18 protein-coding genes are annotated in these 22389 nt (G+C 59.6%); 2 read left to right on the top strand and 16 right to left on the bottom strand.

Features of this window, described 5'->3' with window-relative positions:
* Positions 1-90: 90 nt before the first annotated feature.
* From dnaE to rpsB, 16 genes are all read right to left on the bottom strand, one after another.
* Positions 91-3612: a DNA polymerase III subunit alpha gene (dnaE, locus tag BM70_RS0105895; RefSeq protein WP_025855137.1), complete on the bottom strand. Its 3522-nt coding sequence runs from the start codon at positions 3610-3612 to the stop codon at positions 91-93.
* A 76-nt stretch (positions 3613-3688) separates the two neighbouring features.
* Entirely contained in the window at positions 3689-4321 is a 633-nt protein-coding gene (rnhB, locus tag BM70_RS0105890) for a ribonuclease HII (RefSeq protein WP_025855136.1), read from the bottom strand.
* Positions 4318-5457, bottom strand: a complete 1140-nt coding sequence (gene lpxB, locus BM70_RS0105885) for a lipid-A-disaccharide synthase (RefSeq protein ID WP_025855135.1) — start codon at positions 5455-5457, stop codon at positions 4318-4320. The genes rnhB and lpxB overlap by 4 nt, the downstream gene beginning before the upstream one ends.
* Positions 5458-5459: 2 nt before the next feature.
* Positions 5460-6236 (bottom strand): acyl-ACP--UDP-N-acetylglucosamine O-acyltransferase, encoded by a 777-nt coding sequence (gene lpxA / locus BM70_RS0105880; RefSeq protein ID WP_025855134.1) that lies wholly within the window; start codon positions 6234-6236, stop codon positions 5460-5462.
* Positions 6233-6673 carry a 3-hydroxyacyl-ACP dehydratase FabZ gene (fabZ, locus tag BM70_RS0105875; RefSeq protein ID WP_003172281.1) on the bottom strand — a complete coding sequence of 147 codons (441 nt, stop codon included), beginning with the start codon at positions 6671-6673 and terminating at the stop codon, positions 6233-6235. The genes lpxA and fabZ overlap by 4 nt, the downstream gene beginning before the upstream one ends.
* A 111-nt stretch (positions 6674-6784) precedes the next feature.
* The gene (gene lpxD, locus BM70_RS0105870; RefSeq protein WP_025855133.1) at positions 6785-7840 is read right to left on the bottom strand and encodes a UDP-3-O-(3-hydroxymyristoyl)glucosamine N-acyltransferase; all 1056 of its coding nucleotides are present in this window, start codon (positions 7838-7840) and stop codon (positions 6785-6787) included.
* A gap of 3 nt (positions 7841-7843) precedes the next feature.
* A complete protein-coding gene (locus BM70_RS0105865; protein WP_003219314.1) occupies positions 7844-8347 on the bottom strand; it encodes an OmpH family outer membrane protein in 504 nt (167 codons plus the stop codon).
* A 45-nt stretch (positions 8348-8392) separates the two neighbouring features.
* Positions 8393-10780, bottom strand: a complete 2388-nt coding sequence (bamA, locus tag BM70_RS0105860) for an outer membrane protein assembly factor BamA (protein WP_025855132.1) — start codon at positions 10778-10780, stop codon at positions 8393-8395.
* Positions 10781-10854: 74 nt separating this feature from the next.
* Positions 10855-12207, bottom strand: coding sequence for a sigma E protease regulator RseP (gene rseP / locus BM70_RS0105855; RefSeq protein WP_025855131.1), 1353 nt, complete (start codon positions 12205-12207; stop codon positions 10855-10857).
* A gap of 54 nt (positions 12208-12261) precedes the next feature.
* Positions 12262-13452 carry a 1-deoxy-D-xylulose-5-phosphate reductoisomerase gene (gene ispC, locus BM70_RS0105850; RefSeq protein WP_025855130.1) on the bottom strand — a complete coding sequence of 397 codons (1191 nt, stop codon included), beginning with the start codon at positions 13450-13452 and terminating at the stop codon, positions 12262-12264.
* A complete protein-coding gene (locus BM70_RS0105845) occupies positions 13449-14255 on the bottom strand; it encodes a phosphatidate cytidylyltransferase (RefSeq protein WP_025855129.1) in 807 nt (268 codons plus the stop codon). The genes ispC and BM70_RS0105845 overlap by 4 nt, the downstream gene beginning before the upstream one ends.
* Positions 14256-15011, bottom strand: coding sequence for a polyprenyl diphosphate synthase (gene uppS, locus BM70_RS0105840; RefSeq protein WP_016974405.1), 756 nt, complete (start codon positions 15009-15011; stop codon positions 14256-14258).
* Positions 15012-15028: 17 nt separating this feature from the next.
* Positions 15029-15586 (bottom strand): ribosome recycling factor, encoded by a 558-nt coding sequence (gene frr / locus BM70_RS0105835; RefSeq protein WP_025855128.1) that lies wholly within the window; start codon positions 15584-15586, stop codon positions 15029-15031.
* Positions 15583-16326, bottom strand: a complete 744-nt coding sequence (pyrH, locus tag BM70_RS0105830; protein ID WP_003172271.1) for a UMP kinase — start codon at positions 16324-16326, stop codon at positions 15583-15585. Before pyrH ends, frr begins: the two co-directional genes overlap by 4 nt.
* A 211-nt stretch (positions 16327-16537) precedes the next feature.
* Positions 16538-17401: a translation elongation factor Ts gene (gene tsf / locus BM70_RS0105825; RefSeq protein ID WP_025855127.1), complete on the bottom strand. Its 864-nt coding sequence runs from the start codon at positions 17399-17401 to the stop codon at positions 16538-16540.
* Between the two features lie 203 nt (positions 17402-17604).
* A complete protein-coding gene (gene rpsB, locus BM70_RS0105820) occupies positions 17605-18342 on the bottom strand; it encodes a 30S ribosomal protein S2 (protein ID WP_003189158.1) in 738 nt (245 codons plus the stop codon).
* Positions 18343-18729: 387 nt separating this feature from the next.
* On the opposite strand from rpsB, the gene map reads away from it, so the two are divergent.
* Positions 18730-19524, top strand: coding sequence for a type I methionyl aminopeptidase (gene map / locus BM70_RS0105815; RefSeq protein ID WP_025855126.1), 795 nt, complete (start codon positions 18730-18732; stop codon positions 19522-19524).
* Between the two features lie 64 nt (positions 19525-19588).
* Complete coding sequence (locus BM70_RS0105810; protein WP_025855125.1) at positions 19589-22291, top strand: [protein-PII] uridylyltransferase; 2703 nt, start codon at positions 19589-19591, stop codon at positions 22289-22291.
* Positions 22292-22389: the final 98 nt, after the last annotated feature.

The following is a 22389-nucleotide window of genomic DNA, read 5'->3' as shown; positions in this document are numbered from 1 at the left end:
CAGCCGGTGGTCTATTCGCGCCCTACCTTAAGGGAGAGGCGCGTTTAGGTCGAGATTAAATGTTTAGTCGAGATCAGACATCTCTGACCGTCAACGGTATTGGAGGAAGACGTTGTCTCGCCCGAACTGGTCACGCAAAGCTTGAATCAAGCCATCAGCGGGATCAATTCGCCAGGTCTCGCCAAACTGCAGCATGGCCTTGGCGTCATTGCCGGTGTACTCCATGGTCACCGGGCACGCGCCGCGGTGGCGTTTGAGCAGGTCACCCAGCCAGCGTAGCTGATCGCCCTTGAGCGCTTCGGTTTTCACCTTCAAGCGCAGGCTTTCGGCCAAATTGGTGCGCGCATCTTCCATGCTCATCACCCGCTTGATCCGCAGGCGCAGGCCACCGGAGAAATCATCGTTGCTGACCTCCCCTTCGACGACCACCATGGCGTCGGTCTGCAACAACGACTGGGCGGAGTGGAACGCATCGGCAAACAGCGACGCCTCGATACGGCCCGAACGGTCGTCAAGGGTGATGAACCCCATCTTGTCGCCCTTTTTATTCTTCATCACCCGCAGGGCGATGATCATGCCGGCGACGGTTTGCGTGTCACGCGCCGGTTTCAGGTCGATGATGCGCTGACGGGCGAAACGGCGGATTTCACCTTCGTACTCGTCAATCGGATGGCCGGTCAGGTACAAGCCCAGGGTGTCTTTCTCACCCTTGAGGCGCTCCTTGAGGGTCAACTCCTTGGCCTTGCGGTGGTTACCGTACACATCCGCATCTTCTTCGACGAACAATCCGCCAAACAGGTCGGCATGGCCGCTGTCATGGGTGCGGGCGGTCTGTTCGGCGGCCTTGATCGCTTCTTCCATGGCGGTAAGCAATACCGCGCGGTTACGGTCGATATTCGCCTGATAGGCTTTGGGCTCGTCATGAAAATACGGGCCGAGACGGTCAAGCGCCCCGCTACGGATCAGGCCATCGAGGGTACGTTTGTTGATGCGCTTGAGGTCAACCCGTGCGCAGAAGTCGAACAGGTCCTTGAACGGCCCGTCCTGGCGCGCTTCAGTGATGGCTTCCACCGGGCCTTCGCCGACACCCTTGATCGCACCCAGGCCATAGATGATGCGGCCCTCGTCGTTCACCGTGAACTTGAACTCCGAAGCGTTCACGTCCGGCGCATCGAGGCGCAACTTCATGGTGCGCACTTCCTCGATCAAGGTCACGACCTTGTCGGTGTTGTGCATATCCGCCGACAGTACCGCGGCCATGAACGGCGCCGGGTAGTGGGCTTTCAGCCAGGCGGTCTGGTACGACACCAGGCCGTAGGCGGCGGAGTGGGATTTGTTGAAGCCATAACCGGCGAATTTCTCTACCAGGTCGAAGATGTTACCCGCAAGGTCTGCGTCGATATTGTTGGTCGCGCAGCCCTCAATGAAACCGCCGCGCTGCTTGGCCATTTCCTCGGGTTTTTTCTTACCCATGGCTCGACGCAGCATGTCCGCGCCGCCGAGGGTGTAGCCCGCCATCACCTGGGCGATCTGCATCACCTGTTCCTGATACAGGATGATGCCGTAGGTCGGCGCCAATACCGGCTTGAGGCCTTCGTACTGGTAATCCGAGTGCGGGTATGCCAGTTCGGCACGCCCGTGCTTACGGTTGATGAAGTCGTCCACCATGCCCGATTGCAGCGGCCCCGGACGGAACAGGGCCACCAGTGCGATCAAGTCTTCCAGGCAGTCGGGCTTGAGCTTTTTGATCAGCTCTTTCATGCCGCGGGATTCAAGCTGGAACACCGCCGTGGTTTCGGCTTTTTGCAGCAGGGTGTAAGTCGGCTTGTCGTCCAGCGGGATGAAGGCGATATCCAGCGGTTCCTCGCCCACCTTGGCGCGGTCGCGGTTGATGGTCTTGAGTGCCCAGTCGATGATCGTCAGGGTCCGCAGGCCGAGGAAGTCGAACTTCACCAGGCCGGCCGCCTCCACGTCGTCCTTGTCGAACTGGGTTACCAGGCCGTCGCCTTCTTCGTCGCAATAGATCGGCGAAAAGTCAGTGAGCTTGGTTGGCGCAATAACCACACCACCGGCGTGTTTACCGACGTTACGCACCACGCCTTCGAGCTTGCGCGCCATCTCCCAGATTTCGGCGGCTTCTTCATCGACCTTGATGAAGTCGCGCAGGATTTCCTCCTGCTCGTAGGCTTTTTCCAGGGTCATGCCGACTTCGAACGGGATCATCTTCGACAGACGATCCGCCAGGCCGTAGGACTTGCCCTGCACCCGCGCCACGTCGCGGATTACCGCTTTTGCCGCCATCGAACCGAAGGTAATGATCTGGCTTACCGCGTTGCGGCCGTACTTCTCGGCCACGTACTCGATCACGCGGTCGCGGCCATCCATGCAGAAGTCGACGTCGAAGTCGGGCATGGAAACCCGCTCCGGGTTCAGGAACCGTTCGAACAGCAGGTCATATTCCAGCGGGTCAAGGTCGGTAATCTTCTGCACATAGGCAACCAGCGAGCCCGCACCTGACCCCCGGCCCGGACCTACCGGCACGCCGTTGTTCTTGGCCCACTGGATAAAGTCCATCACGATCAGGAAGTAACCGGGGAAGCCCATCTGGATGATGATATCCAGCTCGAAATTCAGCCGGTCGACGTAGACCTGACGCTTGGCGTCGTAATCCTCGGTGGTGTCCTTGGGCAGCAGAACGGCGAGACGCTCTTCCAGGCCGTCGAACGAGACTTTGCGAAAGTACTCGTCGATGGTCATGCCATCCGGAATCGGGAAGTTGGGCAGGAAGTGCTTGCCCAGTTTCACTTCGATATTGCAGCGCTTGGCGATCTCGACGGAGTTTTCCAGCGCCTCGGGCAGGTCGCTGAACAACTCGGCCATCTCGTCGGCGCTTTTGAGGTACTGCTCTTCACTGTAGTTCTTCGACCGGCGCGGGTCATCCAGGGCCCGGCCTTCGCCGATGCACACGCGGGTTTCGTGGGCCTCGAAGTCTTCCTTCTTGATGAACCGCACATCGTTGGTCGCCACCAGCGGCGCGCCCAGCTTATCGGCCAGGGCCACGGCGGCGTGCAGATGCTCTTCATCGTTGGGGCGGTTGGTGCGCTGGACCTCCAGGTAGAAACGATCGGGGAAGACCTGCATCCACTCGCTCGCCAGCACTTCGGCTTCGTGAGGATTGCCCCCCAGCAGCGCGATACCGATCTCGCCCTCTTTGGCGGCCGACAGCATGATCAGGCCTTCGCTCGCCTCGGCGACCCATTCGCGCTCGATGATGATCGAACCGTTGCGCTGGCCGTCGATAAAGCCACGGGAAATCAGTTCGGTGAGGTTGCGATAACCCACGCCATTCATCGCCAACAGGCTGATGCGGCTCAAGGGGTTATCCGGGTCTTTGTTCGACAGCCACAGGTCGGCGCCGCAGATCGGCTTGATCCCGGCGCCCATGGCGTTCTTGTAGAACTTGACCAGGGAACACATGTTGTTCTGATCGGTAACCGCCACCGCAGGCATGTTCATGCCCACCAGGGTTTTGACCAGCGGTTTGATCCTTACCAGGCCGTCGACCAGGGAGTATTCAGTGTGCAGGCGCAGGTGAACGAATGAAGCCGGCATAGTGATCCTGTCTAGAAACGTGGAGACAACAAGGCCCGGATTGTACCGGGCCTTGAGCAAAACATCAGCCTTGCGACTACACCTCGCTGAGGCTCTCGCGCAGCTCGTACGCCTGGCGTACCGGCGCGAACGAGCGGCGATGGATAGGCGTCGGGCCAAGGCGAGCCAGGGCTTCCAGATGAACGGGCGTTGGATAGCCCTTATGACCGCCGATGCCGTAGCCGGGGTAGATCAATTCGAACGCGGCCATTTCTCGATCACGGCTGACTTTGGCCAGGATGGAAGCGGCTGCAATGGCAGGCACCTTGCTATCACCCTTGACCACCGCCTCAGCCGGCATCGCCAGTTTCGGGCAGCGATTGCCATCAATCATCGCCAGTTTCGGCGTAATGTGCAGGCCCTCTACCGCACGCTGCATGGCCAGCATGGTGGCGTGCAAAATGTTCAGCTCATCGATTTCTTCAACTTCAGCCCTGGCGATGTGCCAGCTCAGGGCTTTCTCACAGATCTCGTCGTAAAGCTTTTCACGACGTGCCTCGGTGAGTTTCTTCGAGTCGTTGAGGCCGAGGATCGGACGGTTTGGATCGAGGATCACTGCCGCCGTGACCACGGCGCCGCACAAAGGCCCGCGCCCGACTTCGTCAACACCGGCCACCAGCTCGTGGGCTTCGGCAACCAGGCTGAAATCCAGGCCCATCTGCGTCGTCATAAGGTTTCCTGTTGCTTGCCGATCAGGGTCAATACGGCGTCGGCCGCCTGGTTCGATGCATCACGACGCAGGGTACGGTGGATGTCGTCGAAGCCACGGGTCTGTTCTTCGCCGCCGTCGATCAAGGGTAGTAGAGTTTGCGCCAGGGCCTCGGGCGTTGCATCGTCCTGCAACAACTCCGGCACCAACAGGCGTTGGGCCAGCAGGTTGGGCAGGGAGATATAGGGGCTTTTGACCATGCGCTTGAGAATCCAGAACGTCAGCGGCGCCAGGCGGTAGGCCACTACCATTGGGCGCTTGTACAACAACGCCTCGAGGGTGGCCGTACCCGAGGCGATCAGCACCGCATCACAGGCGGCCAGGGCCAGGTGCGATTGACCATCGAGCAAAGTCAACGGCAGGTTACGGCCATCCAGCAGTGTTTCGATCTGCGCTCGGCGTTGCGGGCTGGCGCAAGGCAGCACAAAACGCACCCCCGGCTTCAAGGCCTGCAGACGCTCGGCGGCGTCGAAAAACACCGAGGCCAGGCGACCGACTTCGCCGCCACGGCTGCCAGGCATCAGTGCGACCAGCGGGCCGTCGGGCAACCCCAGCTCGGCACGCGCGGCCGCGCGATCAGCCTGCAGGGGAATCGCGTCGGCCAGGGTATGCCCGACAAACCGCACCGGCACGCCCTTTTCTTCGTAGAACCTGGCCTCGAACGGCAGCAGGGTCAGCATCAGGTCGCAGCCCTCGCGGATCTTGAGCACGCGCTTCTGCCGCCACGCCCAGACGGACGGGCTGACGTAGTGCACGGTCTTGATACCGGCCTGGCGTAATTTGAGTTCGATATTGAGGGTGAAGTCCGGCGCATCGATGCCAATGAACACATCGGGCTTTTCTTCGATCAGGGTCTGGATCAGCAACTTGCGACGGGCCAGCAGCTCGCGCAGGCGCCCCAACACCTCGACCAGTCCCATGACCGATAGACGCTCCATGGGGAAGTAGGACGTGAGCCCTTCAGCCTGCATCAGCGGGCCGCCGACACCGATGAATTCCACCGCCGGATGCTGGGCCTTGAGAGCCCGCATAAGACCTGCGCCCAGAATGTCGCCGGAAGCTTCCCCGGCCACCAGCGCGATACGCAGATTGGCCATGATTAGCGGGTGATGCCGCGAGTCGACGCCTGGATCGAGTCACGGAACACCGCAACTTCCGGGAACAACGCTGCCGGCTCGGCCAATTGGATCAACGCCTGGTCCACCGTGAGCCCCTGGCGGTAGACCACCTTGTAGGCACGGCGCAGGGCGTGGATGGCATCTTCGCTGAAACCACGACGGCGCATGCCTTCGAAGTTCATGCTGCGGGCTTCGGCCGGGTTGCCAAATACGGTGACGAAGGCCGGAACGTCCTTGCCGATGGCGGTGCCCATGCCGGAAAAGCTGTGGGCGCCGATATGGCAGTACTGATGCACCAGGGTGAACCCGGACAGGATCGCCCAATCGTCAACGTGCACATGGCCCGCCAACGCGGTGTTATTGACCAGGATGCAGTGGTTGCCGATGACGCTGTCGTGACCGATATGGGCATAGGCCATGACCAGGTTGTGATCACCCAGCGTGGTTTCGGCCCTGTCCTGCACGGTGCCGCGGTGAATGGTCACACCTTCACGGATGATGTTGTGATCACCGATTACCAGGCGTGTTTCTTCACCCTTGTACTTCATGTCAGGAGTGTCTTCGCCTACCGAGGAGAACTGGTAGATACGATTGTGTTTGCCAATGCGGGTCGGACCCTTGAGGATCACATGCGGCCCGATGACAGTCCCCTCGCCGATTTCCACACCTGCGCCGATGATCGACCAGGGGCCGACCTCAACGTCGGCGGCCAGAACGGCCGACGGATCGATGATTGCGCGAGGGTCAATCAAACTCATAGTTTGCGTTCCGCGCAGATGATCTCGGCGGAGCACACCGGCTTGCCGTCCACCGAGGCCTGGCATTCGAACTTCCAGATCTGGCGCTTGCAGCTGATGAACTTGGCTTCCAGGATCAGCTGGTCACCCGGGGTAACCGGATTGCGGAAACGCAACTTGTCGGAGCCCACGAAATAGTAAAGCGTGCCGTCGGCAGGCTTGAGGTCGAGCATTTTGAAACCAAGGATACCGGCAGCCTGGGCCATCGCTTCGATGATCAACACGCCCGGCATGATTGGATGCGCGGGAAAGTGACCGTTGAAGAACGGTTCGTTGATGCTGACATTCTTGTAGGCACGAATGCGCTTTTCCTCGACGTTGAGGTCCACTACACGGTCCACCAGCAGGAACGGGTAACGGTGAGGCAGGTATTCGCGAATCTCGTTGATGTCCATCATTTCGGGGGGAAGCCTGTAATAAAGATTGGGGGCGGGCGAACTAAAAGCACGCCCCGCTAGCAAATCAAGGAGGCAGTCTAGCGGCTGTGCACACTTGATATGGAAATGGTATCAGCCTTCTGATGAAGCATTACCGCCAGGGGTCACGTCCCCAACACGCTTTTCCAGCTGTTTGAGGCGTCGAGCCATGTCGTCGAGCTGCCTCAATCGTGCTGCGCTCTTGCGCCATTCAGCGGCAGGCTGCATGGCTGTACCGGAAGAATAGGCCCCTGGCTCGGTAATCGAGTGGGTGACCATGGTCATGCCGGTGATGAAGACGTTGTCGCAAACTTCGATATGCCCCACCAGTCCAACGCCACCGGCGAGCATGCAATGCTTGCCGATCTTGGTGCTGCCGGAAATCCCCACGCACGCCGCCATGGCGGTGTGATCGCCAATCTGTACGTTGTGGGCGATCTGGATCTGGTTGTCGAGCTTCACGCCGTTGCCGATCACGGTATCGGCCAGGGCCCCGCGATCGACAGCAGTGTTCACGCCGATTTCCACGTCGTCGCCGATCAATACGCCGCCGACCTGGGCAATCTTGTTCCAGATGCCCTTGGCGTTGGCAAAGCCAAAGCCTTCACCACCGATCACGGCACCCGACTGGATGACCACACGCTCACCGATACGCACATCGTGGTAAAGGGTCACGCGTGGCGCCAGCCAACCGTCTGCGCCGATTTCGCAGCGCGCACCGATAAAGCAATGGGCACCGACGGTTACACCTGCCGCGATGCGTGCGCCACTCTCAATCACCGCAAAAGCGCCAATGCTGGCCGCTGGGTCAACCTGGGCATCATCGGCGATCACCGCAGACGGATGAATACCGGCGGCCGCCTTGGGTTTCGGATCGAACAGGTGCGACACCCGCGCATAAGCCAGGTACGGGTCGGCCACCACCAATGCATCCCCGGCAAACCCTTCGGCGTCAGCGGCTTTCAGCAATACGGCTGCGGCTTGGCTGTCGACCAGGTATTTACGGTATTGGGGGTTTGCGAGGAAGCTCAACTGAGCTGGGCCAGCCTCCTGCAAGGTGGCTAGCCCAGTAATTTCTTTCTCCGGGGAACCACGCAAGGTGGCCCCCAGGAACTCGGCCAACTCGCCGAGCTTGATAGTCGCGGTCATGGCTTACTTCAGCTGGTTCATGCGCTCGATCACCTGGCGGGTGATGTCGTATTGAGGCTTGACGTCGATCACAGCGCCACGCTCGAACACCAGGTCAAAGGCACCTTTCTTGATGACTTCTTCCACAGCGCTGTCCAGCTTCGGCTTCAACTGCTTCAGCATTTCACGGTCAGCAACAGCTTTGGCTTCGTTCAGTTCTTTGGACTGGAACTGGTAGTCACGGGCCTTTTGCTTGAATTCAAGCTCCAGACGCTCGCGCTCGCCTTGTTGCATCTTGTCGCCACCGGCTACCAGACGATCCTGGATGCCCTTGGCGCTGCTTTCCAGGGTTTTGAGCTTGGTCAGTTGCGGACCGAATTTTTTCTCGGCATCCACGGCGTATTTCTTGGCCGCGTCGGATTCCAGCAGGGCCATCTGATAGTTCAGGACGGCGATTTTCATTTCGGCGAAGGCCGGGGTCGCTACCAGCACGGTTGCCAGCAGAACCAATTGAGTCAACTTACGCACGATGTACTCCTACAGAATCCGTTGTCGTTATCTTGGGTCAGACGCTTAGAACGTCTGGCCGAGGGAGAATTGGAAAATCTGGGTTTCAGCGTTATCCGGTTTCTTGATCGGCATGGCCAGAGCAAAGCTCAACGGGCCAAGCGCAGTCACCCAGGTCACACCCACACCCACCGAGCTTGCCAGGTTGCTGAGGCTCACGTCGTTGCACTGGGTTTCGGACTTCACGCCGCTCGGGTTACGGATCTGCTCGCACTTGGAGTCGAACACGTTACCCACGTCCCAGAAGACCGAAGTACGCAGCGAACGCTGATCCTTCACGAATGGCAGCGGGAACAGAATCTCCGCACCACCCTGAATCAAAACGTTACCACCGAACGGCAGCGGGTCGTTGTCCGAATCCGCCACGGTGCCTTGGTTACCGGTTACACCCACACCACGGCTTGGCGTACCACGAGGACCCAGGGTGCTGTCCTTGAAGCCACGTACCGAGTTGAAACCACCAGCATAGTAGTTTTCATAGAACGGCAAGCCATTGGTAGAACCATAACCATCGCCATAGCCCAGCTCAGTGTGCAGGCGCATGGTGTAGTTGTCGCTCAACGGCTGGAACAATTGGCCACGGTAGTCGAGCTTGAAGAACGACAGGTCGCTGCCCGGCGTGGTGGTTTCCAGGGTCAGGCTCTGGGAATGACCACGGGTCGCCAGCACGCCTTTGTTCAGGGTCGACTCGGACCAGCCGGCGGACGCCTTGAAGTTCAGGAACTTGTCACCTTCGCGACGGGTAAAGTCGAAGATCTCGTCCACGGTGTACACACCGGTCTTGATCTCATCCTGTTGCGCGGTCAGGCCAAACGTCAGGCGCGAGGTCTCGCTGATCGGGTAACCGATGTTCACACCGGCACCGAGGCTGTCGATCGCATAGCTTGCTACGTCAACGTCGAGGTCTTTGTAGTCGGTGGTGCGATAGAAAGCGTTGTAGCCCAGACTCACACCGTCGGCAGTCCAGTAGGGGTCGACATAACCGAAGTTATAGCGACTCTGGTATTCGCTTCGGGTCAGGCCGATGGAAACCTTGTTGCCGGTACCCAGGAAGTTGTTCTGGGTGATGGAACCGCCGAGGATCAGACCGGCGCTCTGTGCAAAGCCGACGCTGGCGGTGATGGAACCGGACGCTTGCTCTTCAACGGCGTAGTTCACGTCAACCTGGTCATCCACACCCGGTACGGCCGGGGTTTCGACGTTGACTTCCTTGAAGAAGCCCAGGCGCTCGAGACGGGTCTTGGACTGGTCGATCAGGTAAGTCGACGCCCAGCCGCCTTCCATCTGGCGCATTTCACGACGCAGCACTTCATCCGCAGACTTGGTGTTGCCACGGAAGTTGATGCGGTTCACGTAGGCACGCTTGCCCGGATCGACGACGAACGTGATATCCACGGTGTGGTCATCATCGTGCGGGGTCGGTACGCCGTTGACGTTGGCGAAGGTATAGCCTTCGTTACCCAGGCGACGGGTGATCAGTTCGGACGTGGTGGTCATCAGCTTGCGCGAGAACACCTGGTCTTTCTGCACCAGCAGCAGCGCCTTGACCTGGTCTTCAGGCACTTTCAGGTCGCCGCTCAGCTTCACGTCACGAACCTTGTATTTCTCGCCTTCGTTGACGTTGACGGTGATGTAGACGTGCTTCTTGTCCGGGGTGATGGACACCTGGGTCGAAGCAATATCCATGTTGATATAGCCACGGTCCAGGTAGTAGGAACGCAGGCGCTCCAAGTCACCGGAGAGTTTTTCACGGGCGTACTTGTCATCGTTCTTGAAGAACGACAGCCAGTTGGTGGTCTTGAGTTCGAACAGGTCGATCAGGTCTTCATCAGCGAACTTGGTATTGCCCACCACGTTGATGTGCTGAATCGCCGCCACGGTGCCTTCGTTGATGTTGACCTTGAGGCCGACACGGTTGCGCGGCTGCGGCACCACTTCCGTTTCCACGGTCGCGGAGTAGCGGCCCTGGGCAACGTACTGGCGTTGCAGTTCGTTACGCACACCTTCAAGGGTGGCACGCTGGAAGATCTCGCCCTCGGCCAGGCCGGATTGCTTGAGGCCCTTCATCAGGTCTTCAGTAGAGATCGCCTTGTTGCCTTCGATCTCGATACTGGCGACGGAAGGTCGCTCGACGACGGTGATGACCAGGACGTTGCCTTCGCGACCCAGTTGGATATCTTGAAAGAAACCGGTTTTGAACAGCGCACGAGTGGATTCCACCAGGCGACGGTCATCAGCCTGTTCCCCAACGTTCAACGGCAAGGCACCAAAGACGCTACCCGCGGAAACCCGCTGGAGGCCGTTGACGCGAATATCGGAGATGGTGAAGGACTCGGCGTGAACTTCGGCGATCATCAATACGGTGAGAACCGCAGTTAGCAGCAGACGTTTCATGAAGTCCTTTCTTATTCCAACTGGCAATAAACAAACTGCCGCAAAATGCGGCAGATTCGCAATTCAGCGAAGCGTTACAGTCGACCCAGATCGTTGACCAGGGCTAATAACATCACCCCGACCACCAAACTGATACCGATCTGTATCCCCCAACCCTGCACCCGATCCGACAAGGGGCGACCACGCGCCCACTCGACCAGATAAAACAACAGATGCCCCCCATCCAACACTGGAATGGGCAGCAAATTCAGAACCCCCAGGCTAATACTCAGATAAGCCAGGAAATTCAGGAAATCCGCGACACCCGACTGGGCAGAAGCGCCCGCCACTTTAGCAATGGTTATCGGTCCACTCAAGTTTTTTACCGAGAGCTCGCCGAACAACATTTTCTTGAGGGATTCGAGGGTCAGCACACTCATGGTCCAAGTGCGTTTTGCACCCTCGCCAATCGCTGCCAACGGCCCGAAGCTCACCTCGCGCACCATGGATGGCGGCCAATCGACACCTTTGACCCCGGCACCCAGGTAACCCCCGGCCGCCTTGGCTTCCCCGCGAACCGACAGGGTCACAGGGACGTCGATTTGAGCACCGTCACGTTCAACTTTCAGCACAATTTTGGTATCAGGACGTACACGTACCAGATCGACCACTTGCTGCCAGTCACCCAGCGCTTGACCATCGAGGGCCAACAGGCGATCACCGGTTTTCAGGCCAGCGGCCTGGGCCGGACCTTTCGGGTCCAGCTCGGCAAGCACCGGCGGCAAGGCCGGACGCCATGGACGTATGCCCAGGGATTTGATCGGATCAGGCTCATCGGCCCCCTTGAGCCAGTGGTCGAGGGCCAGCTCACGCGGGGTCTCAGTGGTGGAATCCTGCTCGCGCACCACCACATTGACGGTTCCGCTCTCGCCGAGACGACGCACCAACTGCAAATTGACAGCGCCCCAGCCCGTGGTGGGCTCGCCATCAATGGAAACAATTTCCTGCCCGGCAAGCAGACCCGCCTTGGCGGCGATACTGTCCGATTCGACCGCGCCGATGACCGGACGCACCTGCTGGCTGCCCAGCATGGCCAAGACCCAGAAGAACACCATGGCCAACAGGAAGTTGGCGATCGGGCCGGCGGCAACAATAGCGATACGCTGACGAACGGTCTTGCGGTTGAAGGATTGATCCAACTGGTCTGCCGGCACTTCGCCTTCGCGCTCATCGAGCATCTTGACGTAGCCACCCAGCGGGATGGCCGCAATCACGAACTCGGTGCCACGGCGGTCGTGCCAGCGCACCAGCGGCATGCCGAAACCGACGGAAAAGCGCAATACCTTGACGCCGCAACGACGCGCCACCCAGAAGTGGCCGAATTCGTGGAAGGTAACCAGCACACCCAGAGCAACCAGGGTGCCGACAATCATGTAAAGCGCACTCATCTAATTTCTCCGCATTCCAATCCAGTGCCTGTAAGGCTCAACCCCGCCCACAGGCTAACGCGCGTTGCGGCTCAACCATTGTTCTGCCAGGGCTCGGGCCTTGGTATCGGCCTCGAATACTGCCCCCAGATCATTCACCGCCACGACAGGCTCAAGAGCCAGGACGTCCTCGATGATACTCGCGATCTGCGGAAAGCGGATGCGCCGTTCGAGAAACGCCGCCACAGCCACCTCGTTGGCCGCATTAAGCATCGCCGGGGCGCTGTTACCCGCTTCGGCAGCTTGCCGTGCTAGGCGCAGACAAGGGAAGCGCTGCTCATCCGGCGCCTCGAAGTCCAGGCGGGCTACGGCAAACAGGTCCAGGGGCGCGACACCGGAGTCAATCCGCTCCGGCCAGGCCAGGGCGTTGGCGATCGGCGTGCGCATATCGGGGTTGCCCAACTGCGCCAGGACCGATCCGTCCACGTAGTCGACCAGGGAATGAATCACGCTCTGCGGGTGAATCACCACCTCGACCTGATCCGGGCGCGCATCGAACAGCCAGCACGCCTCGATCAACTCGAGACCCTTGTTCATCATGCTGGCCGAGTCCACGGAGATCTTGCGCCCCATGGACCAGTTCGGATGAGCACACGCCTGGTCCGGCGATACGTGCTCCAGCTCGGCCAACGGTGTTTGCCGGAACGGACCACCGGAAGCCGTCAGCAGGATCCGGCGCACGCCCACTTGGCTCAAGCCACGGGCATAGTCGCCGGGCATGCACTGGAAGATCGCGTTGTGCTCACTGTCGAGCGGCAGCAGCACCGCACCGCTTTTGCGCACTGCCTGCATGAAGAGCGCGCCAGACATGACCAGCGCTTCTTTATTGGCCAGCAGGATCTTCTTGCCGGCATCGACGGCAGCCAGGGTTGGGCGCAGGCCCGCGGCACCGACAATAGCGGCAACCACTGTATCTACCTCGGCGTCGGCCGAGACCCGGCACAACCCCTCCTCCCCCACCAGCACCTGAGTCGCCAGCCCGGCAGCCCGCAAGTCATCCTGCAGACCACGAGCCGCAGCGGCTTCAGGCACCACGGCGAAGCGCGGCGCATGACGCACGCACAAGGCCAACAGCTCGCCCAGGCGGGTAAACCCGGTGAGCGCGAAAACCTGGTAGCGATCAGGGTGACGCGCAATCACGTCAAGGGTGCTCAGCCCTACCGAGCCGGTTGCACCCAGCACGGTCACCTGTTGCAGGCGGCTCACGAAGCCGTCATCCACAGCAGTACGGCAAAGATCGGGATGGCGGCGGTCAGGCTGTCGATGCGATCCAGCACACCACCATGACCCGGCAACAGGTTGCTGCTGTCCTTGATCCCGGCCTGGCGCTTGAACATGCTTTCAGTGAGGTCCCCCACCACCGAAACAAACACGACAATGGCCGTGGCCAGCAGCGCCAGGAAAATATCCTTCACCGCCCAATCCCGCACAACGCCAACCACCAGCGCGATCACCAGCGTCAACGCCAGGCCGCCATACACACCCTCCCAGCTCTTGCCCGGGCTGACTGCCGGCGCCAGCTTGCGCTTGCCGAACGCCCGACCGGAGAAGTAGGCGCCGATATCAGCCCCCCAAACCAGCACCATGACCGCCAGGATCAACCAGTTACCCATGGGGTAGCGCTTGATCTCCACCAGCCCTTGCCATGCTGGCAGCAGGATCAACAAACCGATCACCAGCTTGCAGGCGACACTGGACCATTGGCTGCTGGTGCGCGGATAGGTCAACACCAGGAACGTCGCCAGCGCCCACCACAGCACCGCCGCGCCCAACACCCACGGCGCGATGTCCGGCAGGATGTACAGGAGAAACGCCAAGGCCGCCACGACTGCGGCATACACCACGCGCGGCAACTGCGCGCTGAAACCCGCCAGGCGCGCCCATTCCCAGGCACCCAGGGTGACGACCAGGCCGATAAACAGCGCAAAGCCGGAACCATCGAGCAGGAAAAACCCACACAAGGCGATCGGCAACAGGATCAGTGCTGTGATGATTCGTTGTTTAAGCATTTAAACCCGGGCTCCAGCTTCGATCTGCTCGCTCGTTTTACCGAAGCGACGCTGACGGGAAGCGAAATCGGCCAGCGCGTTACGCATGGCATCGTGTTTGAAGTCCGGCCAGAACAGGTCGGAGAAGTACAGCTCGGTATACGCCAACTGCCACAGCAGGAAATTGCTGATGCGGTGCTCGCCACCGGTGCGGATGCATAAGTCCGGCAACGGCAGGTCGCCGGTGACCAGGCAGGTTTGCAACAGTTCAGGCGTGATGTCGTCGGGTCGCAGATGACCGGCCTGCACTTCGCGGGCCAGACGTTGCGCAGCCTGGGCAATATCCCACTGACCACCGTAGTTGGCCGCGATCTGCAACACAAAGCGGTTGGCGCCGGCAGTGATGGCTTCGGCTTCGCGCATGGCGGCTTGCAGCTCCGGATGGAAGCGTGAGCGATCGCCAATGATGCGCAGGCTGATGTTGTTGTCGTTGAGGCGCTTGGCCTCACGACGCAAAGCCTTGAAGAACAGGTCCATCAAGGCACTGACTTCCTCGGCGGGCCGCTGCCAGTTCTCACTGGAGAAGGCGAACAGGGTCAACACTTCGACCTTGGCCTCGGCACACACCTCGATGACAGCCCGAACCGCATCGACACCCGCTTTATGCCCGGCAACACCCGGCATAAAGCGCTTCTTCGCCCAGCGATTATTCCCATCCATGATGATCGCGACATGGCGCGGCACCACAGAGGGTACAGTCTGCTTGGTCTTTTCCATGAAGGCGTCCTGACCCCTTATACGGCCATCAGGTCCTTTTCTTTTTCTTCCGTGGCCTTGGTGATCTGGGCCTCGGCATCCTTGGTCAACTTGTCGATATCGGCGGTGGCGCGACGCTCTTCGTCTTCGCTGATTTCCTTGTCCTTGACCAGTTTCTTCAGGTCACCCAAGGCATCGCGACGAATGTTGCGCACGGCAACACGCGCGTCTTCGGCAGCGCTGCGCGCCTGCTTGGTGAAGCCCTTGCGGGTTTCTTCGGTCAGGGCCGGCATGGAGATCAGCAGCAACTCACCCAGGTTGGTCGGGTTGAGGTTCAGGCCGGCGCTCTGGATGGCCTTGTCGACGGCAGCGAGCATGTTGCGCTCGAAGGCCACGACCTGCAGGGTGCGCGAGTCTTTTACGGTGACGTTGGCTACGCTGCTCAGCGGGGTGTCGGCGCCGTAGTAAGGCACCATCACGCTACCCAGAATGCTTGGGTGCGCCTTGCCGGTACGAATCTGGCCGAATGCGTGGCTCAGAGACTCCAGGGATTTCTGCATACGCGCTTGGGCGTCTTTCTTGATTTCGTTGATCATTGTTGGCCTTCCTCGATCAGAGTCCCTTCTGCGCCGCCGTGTACGATATTCAGCAGGGCGCCGGGCTTGTTCATGTTAAATACGCGCAACGGCATCTTGTGGTCGCGGCACAGGCAAATAGCCGTCAGGTCCATCACGCCCAGCTTGCGATCCAGCACTTCATCGTAGGTCAGATGATCGAACTTCTCGGCATGCGGGTCTTTGAATGGGTCTGCGGTGTACACGCCGTCCACCTTGGTGGCCTTGAGCACCACGTCAGCATCGATCTCGATGGCGCGCAGGCACGCTGCCGAGTCGGTGGTGAAGAACGGGTTACCCGTGCCAGCGGCAAAGATCACCACTTCCTTGGCGTTCAGGTGGCGCATGGCTTTGCGGCGATCATAGTGATCGGTCACGCCGACCATGGAAATAGCCGACATCACGATAGCCGAGATATTGGCGCGCTCCAGGGCGTCGCGCATGGCCAGGGCGTTCATCACAGTGGCCAGCATGCCCATGTGGTCGCCGGTGACCCGATCCATGCCGGCCGCACTCAGTGCCGCGCCGCGGAACAGGTTGCCGCCGCCGATCACCAGGCCGACCTGTACGCCGATACCGACCAGTTGGCCGACTTCGAGCGCCATGCGGTCGAGTACTTTGGGGTCGATCCCGAACTCTTCCGAGCCCATCAGGGCCTCGCCGCTAAGCTTGAGTAGAATGCGTTTATAGCGAGCCTGATAACCACTGCCCTGCTGAGCCATTGCGAATCTCTCCTGCGGCGTATTTTTAAAAATTCTTGGCGAGCCGTTTTACGGCTTGCGTTCACTCTAGCTGGACGCTGTCACAGCGCCATCGGAACACGGCTTTGTAAGCCAGTTCCGAGGGTAAGCCAAATAAAATCGGCCTTCCCATTTGAAAAGAGGCTGCGCGCGTGAGCGGGCAGCCTCTTTCGGGCGACAGTTGAAAACTGTCTTACTGCTTGGCGGCAGCCAGCTGGGCAGCAACTTCTTCAGCGAAGTTGTCGACCGGCTTCTCGATGCCTTCGCCTACTTTGAAGTAGGTGAAGGAAACGATTTCAGCACCGGCTTTCTTGGCCAGTTCGCCAACCTTGATTTCAGGGTTCTTGACGAACGCCTGCTCAACCAGGCTTGCTTCGGCCAGGAACTTGCTGATACGGCCTTTGACCATGTTCTCAACAATGTTTTCTGGCTTGCCTTTGATTTTTTCTTCGTTCAGCTGCAGGAACACAGCTTTTTCACGCTCGATCGCTTCGGCAGAAACTTCCGAAGGCAGCAGGAACTCAGGGTTGCTGGCAGCAACGTGCATAGCGATGTCTTTGGCCAGCTCAACGTCGCCGCCTTTCAGAACAACAGCTACGCCGATTTTGTTGCCGTGCAGGTAACCACCAACCACATCACCTTCAACGCGAGCCAGGCGACGGATGTTGACGTTTTCGCCAACCTTGCCGACCAGTACCAGGCGAGCAGCTTCTTGAGCTTCGATCAGAGGCTCAACGGTAGTCAGCTTGTCAGCGAATGCTTTTTCAACGCTGGCAGCAACGAATGCCTTGAAGTCGTCCTGCAGAGCCAGGAAGTCGGTCTGCGAGTTCACTTCCAGCAGAACGGCGGATTTACCGTCTTCTTTCAGAGCGATTGCGCCTTCAGCAGCGACGTTGCCTGCTTTCTTGGCAGCCTTGATGGCGCCGGAAGCACGCATGTCGTCGATGGCTTTTTCGATGTCGCCGCCGGCCTTGGTCAAGGCCTTTTTGCAATCCATCATGCCTTCGCCGGTACGCTCACGCAGTTCTTTAACCAACGCTGCAGTAATCTCTGCCATTTCAAAATCCTCTTGGATAGGTTTTCAACCATTCCACCCGATCAAACGGGCGATCAATTCTTCCCGAATCTCCCTTGTAGGCCGCTGCACGTTACAGTCGCTAGGTTGCGCTGCCACAAGTGGGCGCCGACAAATGGTTTTCGAGGTGGCAAAAAGGGGGCCAAGCCCCCTTTTTGCTTACTGAGTCAACGCCAGGGCGTCAATTACTCAGCTGCGGCTACCGGAGCTTCTTCAACGAACTGCTCGGTACCACCAGCAACGTGGTTGCGACCACGGATTACAGCGTCAGCCATCGAACCCATGTACAGCTGGATAGCGCGGATTGCGTCATCGTTGCCTGGGATGATGTAGTCAACGCCTTCCGGACTGCTGTTGGTATCGACTACGCCGATAACAGGGATGCCCAGCTTGTTGGCTTCGGTGATCGCGATGCGCTCGTGATCAACGTCGATAACGAACAGTGCGTCAGGCAGACCGCCCATGTCCTTGATACCACCCAGGGAACGATCGAGCTTTTCCAGGTCACGGGAGCGCATCAGCGCTTCTTTCTTGGTCAGCTTGGCGAAAGTACCGTCTTCGGCTTGCACTTCAAGGTCACGCAGACGCTTGATGGAAGCACGGATGGTTTTGAAGTTGGTCAGCATGCCGCCCAACCAGCGGTGATCGACGTACGGCGAACCGCAACGTGCTGCTTCTTCAGCAACGATCTTGCCAGCGGAACGCTTGGTGCCGACGAACAGAATCTTGTTTTTGCCCTGGGCCAGACGCTCTACGAAAGTCAGAGCTTCGTTGAACATTGGCAGGGTTTTTTCAAGGTTGATAATGTGGATCTTGTTACGCGCGCCGAAAATGTACTTACCCATTTTCGGGTTCCAGTAACGGGTCTGGTGACCGAAGTGCACACCGGCCTTCAGCATATCGCGCATGTTGACTTGGGACATGATAGTTCCTTAATAAGTCGGGTTTGGCCTCCACGTATCCCAATGACCAACCAGCGGCATCAAGGCCTCCGGCACCCAGGTCATCGTGTCGACACGTGTGTGGATTTAAGCTTTGCGGGGTATCCCCGGAAAGCGGCGCATTTTATACCACACGAAGGGCGAAAACGAAACCCGCAATCACATTTGCCCTGCGCGACTTATACGTAACCCTTTGAATAGTGCCTGAATACCCCCACCTTATAGACAGAAGCGATCATCAGGGGCTCATGATTTGACGCCATCGTCTGTTAGAATCGTGTTTTTTGTGGCTTGTGCGAATTCTGTAACCTTTTGTCGCACGCCCGTAAACCGTATTGATTTCAGCGCGTCGCGCTAGAGAGAGCCTGTATGACCGTTAGTTTGAAAACCGCCGAAGACATCGCTGGCATGCGCATCGCCGGCAAACTGGCTGCCGACGTGCTGGAAATGATTGCCGAACACGTCAAGCCCGGCGTTACCACCGAAACCCTGAACCAGATCTGCCACGACTATATAGTCAACGTGCAGGGTGCCATTCCTGCGCCACTGAACTACAAGGGCTTCCCCAAGTCGATCTGCACCTCGGTCAACCACGTGGTCTGCCACGGAATTCCGGGGGACAAGCCGTTGAAAGACGGCGATACCCTGAACATCGATGTCACCGTGATCAAGGACCGCTACTTCGGCGACACCAGCCGCATGTTCCACGTCGGCAACGTGCCGGTCTGGGCGGAGCGCCTGTCCCAGGTGACCCAGGAATGCATGTACAAGGCCATCGAAATCGTCAAGCCCGGCTGCCGCCTGGGCGACATCGGCGAAGTGATCCAGAAGCACGCTGAAAAGAACGGTTTCTCGGTGGTGCGCGAATTCTGTGGCCACGGTATCGGCACCGTATTCCACGAAGAGCCGCAGATCCTGCACTACGGCCGTGCCGGCACCGGTATGGAACTGAAGGCCGGCATGACCTTCACCATCGAGCCGATGATCAACCAGGGCAAGGCCGACACCAAGGTGCTGGGCGACGGCTGGACCGCCATCACCAAGGACCGCAAGCTCTCGGCCCAGTGGGAACACACCCTGCTGGTCACCGAAACCGGCTACGAGATCTTCACCTTGCGCGCCGACGACACGATCCCTCGCACTTCGGGTGCAGTGTCGGCGTAAAGGTTGCTCAGGTTTTCCCCCACTGTGTTGTGACTGACTGATAGATAGAAAGGAAAGCCGATCGATGCCCCAGGTGGATCCCGAACTCTTCGACCGTGGCCAGTTCCAGGCCGAACTGGCCCTGAAGGCGAGCCCTATCGCCGCGTTCAAGAAGGCTATCCGCCAGGCCCGCGAGGTGCTCGACGAGCGCTTTCGCAGTGGCCGGGACATCCGCCGGCTGATCGAGGACCGCGCCTGGTTCGTCGATAACATCCTGCAAAAGGCCTGGGAGCAGTTCAGTTGGAGTGAAGACGCCGATATCGCCCTGGTGGCGGTCGGTGGCTACGGGCGTGGCGAGCTGCACCCCTACTCCGACATCGACCTGCTGATCCTGCTGGACAGCGCTGACCATGAGATCTTTCGCGATTCGATCGAGCGTTTTCTGACGCTGTTGTGGGACATCGGCCTGGAAGTCGGTCAGAGCGTGCGCTCGGTGGACGAATGCGCCGAAGAGGCCCGCGCCGACCTCACGGTGATCACCAACCTGATGGAAAGCCGCACCATCGCCGGCCCGGAGCGCCTGCGCCAGCGCATGCTCGAAGTCACCAGCACTGCGCACATGTGGCCGAGCAAGGACTTCTTCCTGGCCAAGCGCGCCGAGCAGAAGGCCCGGCACCACAAGTACAACGACACCGAATACAACCTGGAACCCAACGTCAAAGGCTCGCCGGGCGGGCTGCGGGATATCCAGACCATTTTGTGGGTTGCCCGTCGCCAGTACGGCACCCTGAACCTGCGTGCCCTGGCCGGCGAAGGCTTCCTGGTGGAGAGCGAAAACGCCCTGCTGGCCTCGTCCCAGGAATTCCTGTGGAAAGTGCGCTACGCCCTGCACATGCTCGCCGGACGCTCCGAAGACCGCCTGCTGTTCGACCACCAGCGCTCCATCGCCACCCTGCTGGGCTTTGAAGGCGAAGACGCGAAGACCAGCATCGAAAGCTTCATGCAACAGTATTACCGGGTGGTCATGAGCATTGCCCAGCTCAGCGACCTGATCATCCAGCACTTCGAAGAAGTGATCCTGGCGCCTGAAGACGAAGCGCCGCCACAGCCGATCAACTCGCGCTTCCAACTGCACGACGGCTATATCGAGGCGCGCAACGACAATGTGTTCCGCCGCACGCCGTTCGCCATGCTGGAAATCTTCGTGCTGATGGCCCAGCAGCCGGAAATCAAAGGCGTGCGCGCCGACACCATCCGCCTGCTGCGGGAAAACCGTCACCTGATCGACGACGATTTCCGCCACGACATCCGCAACACCAGCCTCTTCATCGAACTGTTCAAGTGCAAGATCGGCATCCACCGCAACCTGCGGCGCATGAACCGTTACGGCATCCTCGGGCGCTACTTGCCGGAGTTCGGCTTTATCGTCGGGCAGATGCAGCACGACCTGTTCCACATCTATACCGTGGACGCCCACACCCTGAACCTGATCAAACACCTGCGTAAGCTGCAGTACACCCAGGTGTCAGAGAAATTCCCGCTGGCCAGTAAGCTGATGGCCAAGCTGCCCAAGCCCGAGCTGATCTACCTGGCCGGCCTGTACCACGACATCGGCAAGGGCCGGCATGGCGACCATTCCGAGATCGGTGCCGTGGATGCCGAGGCCTTCTGCCAGCGCCACCAGTTGCCCCTCTGGGACAGCCGGCTGATCGTCTGGCTGGTACAGAACCACTTGGTGATGTCGACCACTGCCCAGCGCAAGGACTTGTCCGACCCGCAGGTGATCCACGACTTCGCGCAGATCGTCGGCGATGAAACCCGCCTCGACTACCTGTACGTGCTGACCGTCTCCGACATCAACGCCACCAACCCGACACTGTGGAACTCCTGGCGTGCCAGCCTGCTGCGCCAGCTGTACACCGAGACCAAGCGTGCCCTGCGCCGTGGCCTGGAAAACCCGGTAGACCGCGAAGAGCAGATCCGTCGCACCCAAAGCGCGGCCTTGGATATCCTGGTGCGCGGCGGCAACGACCCGGACGATGTCGAGCAGTTGTGGTCGCAACTGGGCGACGATTATTTCCTGCGCCACACCGCCGGCGACGTGGCCTGGCACAGCGACGCGATCCTGCAACAACCGGCCGATGGCGGCCCGCTGGTGCTGATCAAGGAAACCACCCAGCGCGAATTCGAAGGTGGCACGCAGATCTTCATCTACGCCCCCGACCAGCACGATTTCTTCGCCGTGACCGTGGCCGCCATGGACCAACTCAACCTGAACATCCACGACGCCCGCGTCATCACCTCCAGCAGCCAGTTCACCCTCGACACCTATATCGTGCTCGACACCGACGGCGACTCGATCGGTGACAACCCGGTGCGGGTGAAAAAGATCCGCGAAGGCCTGACCGAGGCCCTGCGCAACCCTGACGATTACCCGACCATCATCCAGCGTCGGGTACCGCGCCAGCTCAAACACTTTGCGTTTGCGCCCCAGGTGACCATTTCCAACGACGCCCAGCGCCCGGTCACGGTACTGGAGCTCAGCGCTCCGGATCGCCCAGGCCTGCTGGCCCGTATCGGCGGGATTTTCCTGGAGTTCGACCTGTCGTTGCAGAACGCCAAGATTGCGACACTCGGCGAACGCGTGGAAGACGTGTTCTTCATCACCGATGCCGACAACCAGCCGTTGTCCGACCCGGAACTGTGTCGCCGCCTGCAGGACGCGATCGTCCAGCAATTGAGCGTGACCCAGGAACCCGGCGTCGAGCTGACACGCCTGACCATATGAATTTTTAACTTTGTAAACACGCCCTTTGTAGGAACCAGTTTGCCGGCGATGCGAACACCTGGGTGTATCAGGTGCACCGACGCGATGCCATCGCTGGC

It is taken from the genome of Pseudomonas sp. CHM02 (assembly GCF_000612585.1).
Lineage (GTDB): Bacteria > Pseudomonadota > Gammaproteobacteria > Pseudomonadales > Pseudomonadaceae > Aquipseudomonas.
The sequence above is the reverse complement of the archived record's forward strand: the minus strand, read 5'-3'. Positions and strand labels throughout refer to the sequence as shown.

What these genes read in the sequence shown, in the direction of transcription:
- pyrH (WP_003172271.1), bottom strand. Translation starts at nt 16,326, where the DNA reads ATGGCTCAGCAGGGCAGTGGTTATCAGGCTCGCTATAAACGCATTCTA.
- bamA (WP_025855132.1), bottom strand. Translation starts at nt 10,780, where the DNA reads ATGAAACGTCTGCTGCTAACTGCGGTTCTCACCGTATTGATGATCGCC.
- fabZ (WP_003172281.1), bottom strand. Translation starts at nt 6,673, where the DNA reads ATGATGGACATCAACGAGATTCGCGAATACCTGCCTCACCGTTACCCG.
- lpxB (WP_025855135.1), bottom strand. Translation starts at nt 5,457, where the DNA reads ATGGCCAATCTGCGTATCGCGCTGGTGGCCGGGGAAGCTTCCGGCGAC.
- rpsB (WP_003189158.1), bottom strand. Translation starts at nt 18,342, where the DNA reads ATGTCCCAAGTCAACATGCGCGATATGCTGAAGGCCGGTGTGCACTTC.
- uppS (WP_016974405.1), bottom strand. Translation starts at nt 15,011, where the DNA reads ATGGAAAAGACCAAGCAGACTGTACCCTCTGTGGTGCCGCGCCATGTC.
- lpxD (WP_025855133.1), bottom strand. Translation starts at nt 7,840, where the DNA reads ATGACCGCGACTATCAAGCTCGGCGAGTTGGCCGAGTTCCTGGGGGCC.
- rnhB (WP_025855136.1), bottom strand. Translation starts at nt 4,321, where the DNA reads ATGACGACGCAGATGGGCCTGGATTTCAGCCTGGTTGCCGAAGCCCAC.
- tsf (WP_025855127.1), bottom strand. Translation starts at nt 17,401, where the DNA reads ATGGCAGAGATTACTGCAGCGTTGGTTAAAGAACTGCGTGAGCGTACC.
- BM70_RS0105810 (WP_025855125.1), top strand. Translation starts at nt 19,589, where the DNA reads ATGCCCCAGGTGGATCCCGAACTCTTCGACCGTGGCCAGTTCCAGGCC.
- frr (WP_025855128.1), bottom strand. Translation starts at nt 15,586, where the DNA reads ATGATCAACGAAATCAAGAAAGACGCCCAAGCGCGTATGCAGAAATCC.
- rseP (WP_025855131.1), bottom strand. Translation starts at nt 12,207, where the DNA reads ATGAGTGCGCTTTACATGATTGTCGGCACCCTGGTTGCTCTGGGTGTG.
- dnaE (WP_025855137.1), bottom strand. Translation starts at nt 3,612, where the DNA reads ATGCCGGCTTCATTCGTTCACCTGCGCCTGCACACTGAATACTCCCTG.
- lpxA (WP_025855134.1), bottom strand. Translation starts at nt 6,236, where the DNA reads ATGAGTTTGATTGACCCTCGCGCAATCATCGATCCGTCGGCCGTTCTG.
- map (WP_025855126.1), top strand. Translation starts at nt 18,730, where the DNA reads ATGACCGTTAGTTTGAAAACCGCCGAAGACATCGCTGGCATGCGCATC.
- BM70_RS0105845 (WP_025855129.1), bottom strand. Translation starts at nt 14,255, where the DNA reads ATGCTTAAACAACGAATCATCACAGCACTGATCCTGTTGCCGATCGCC.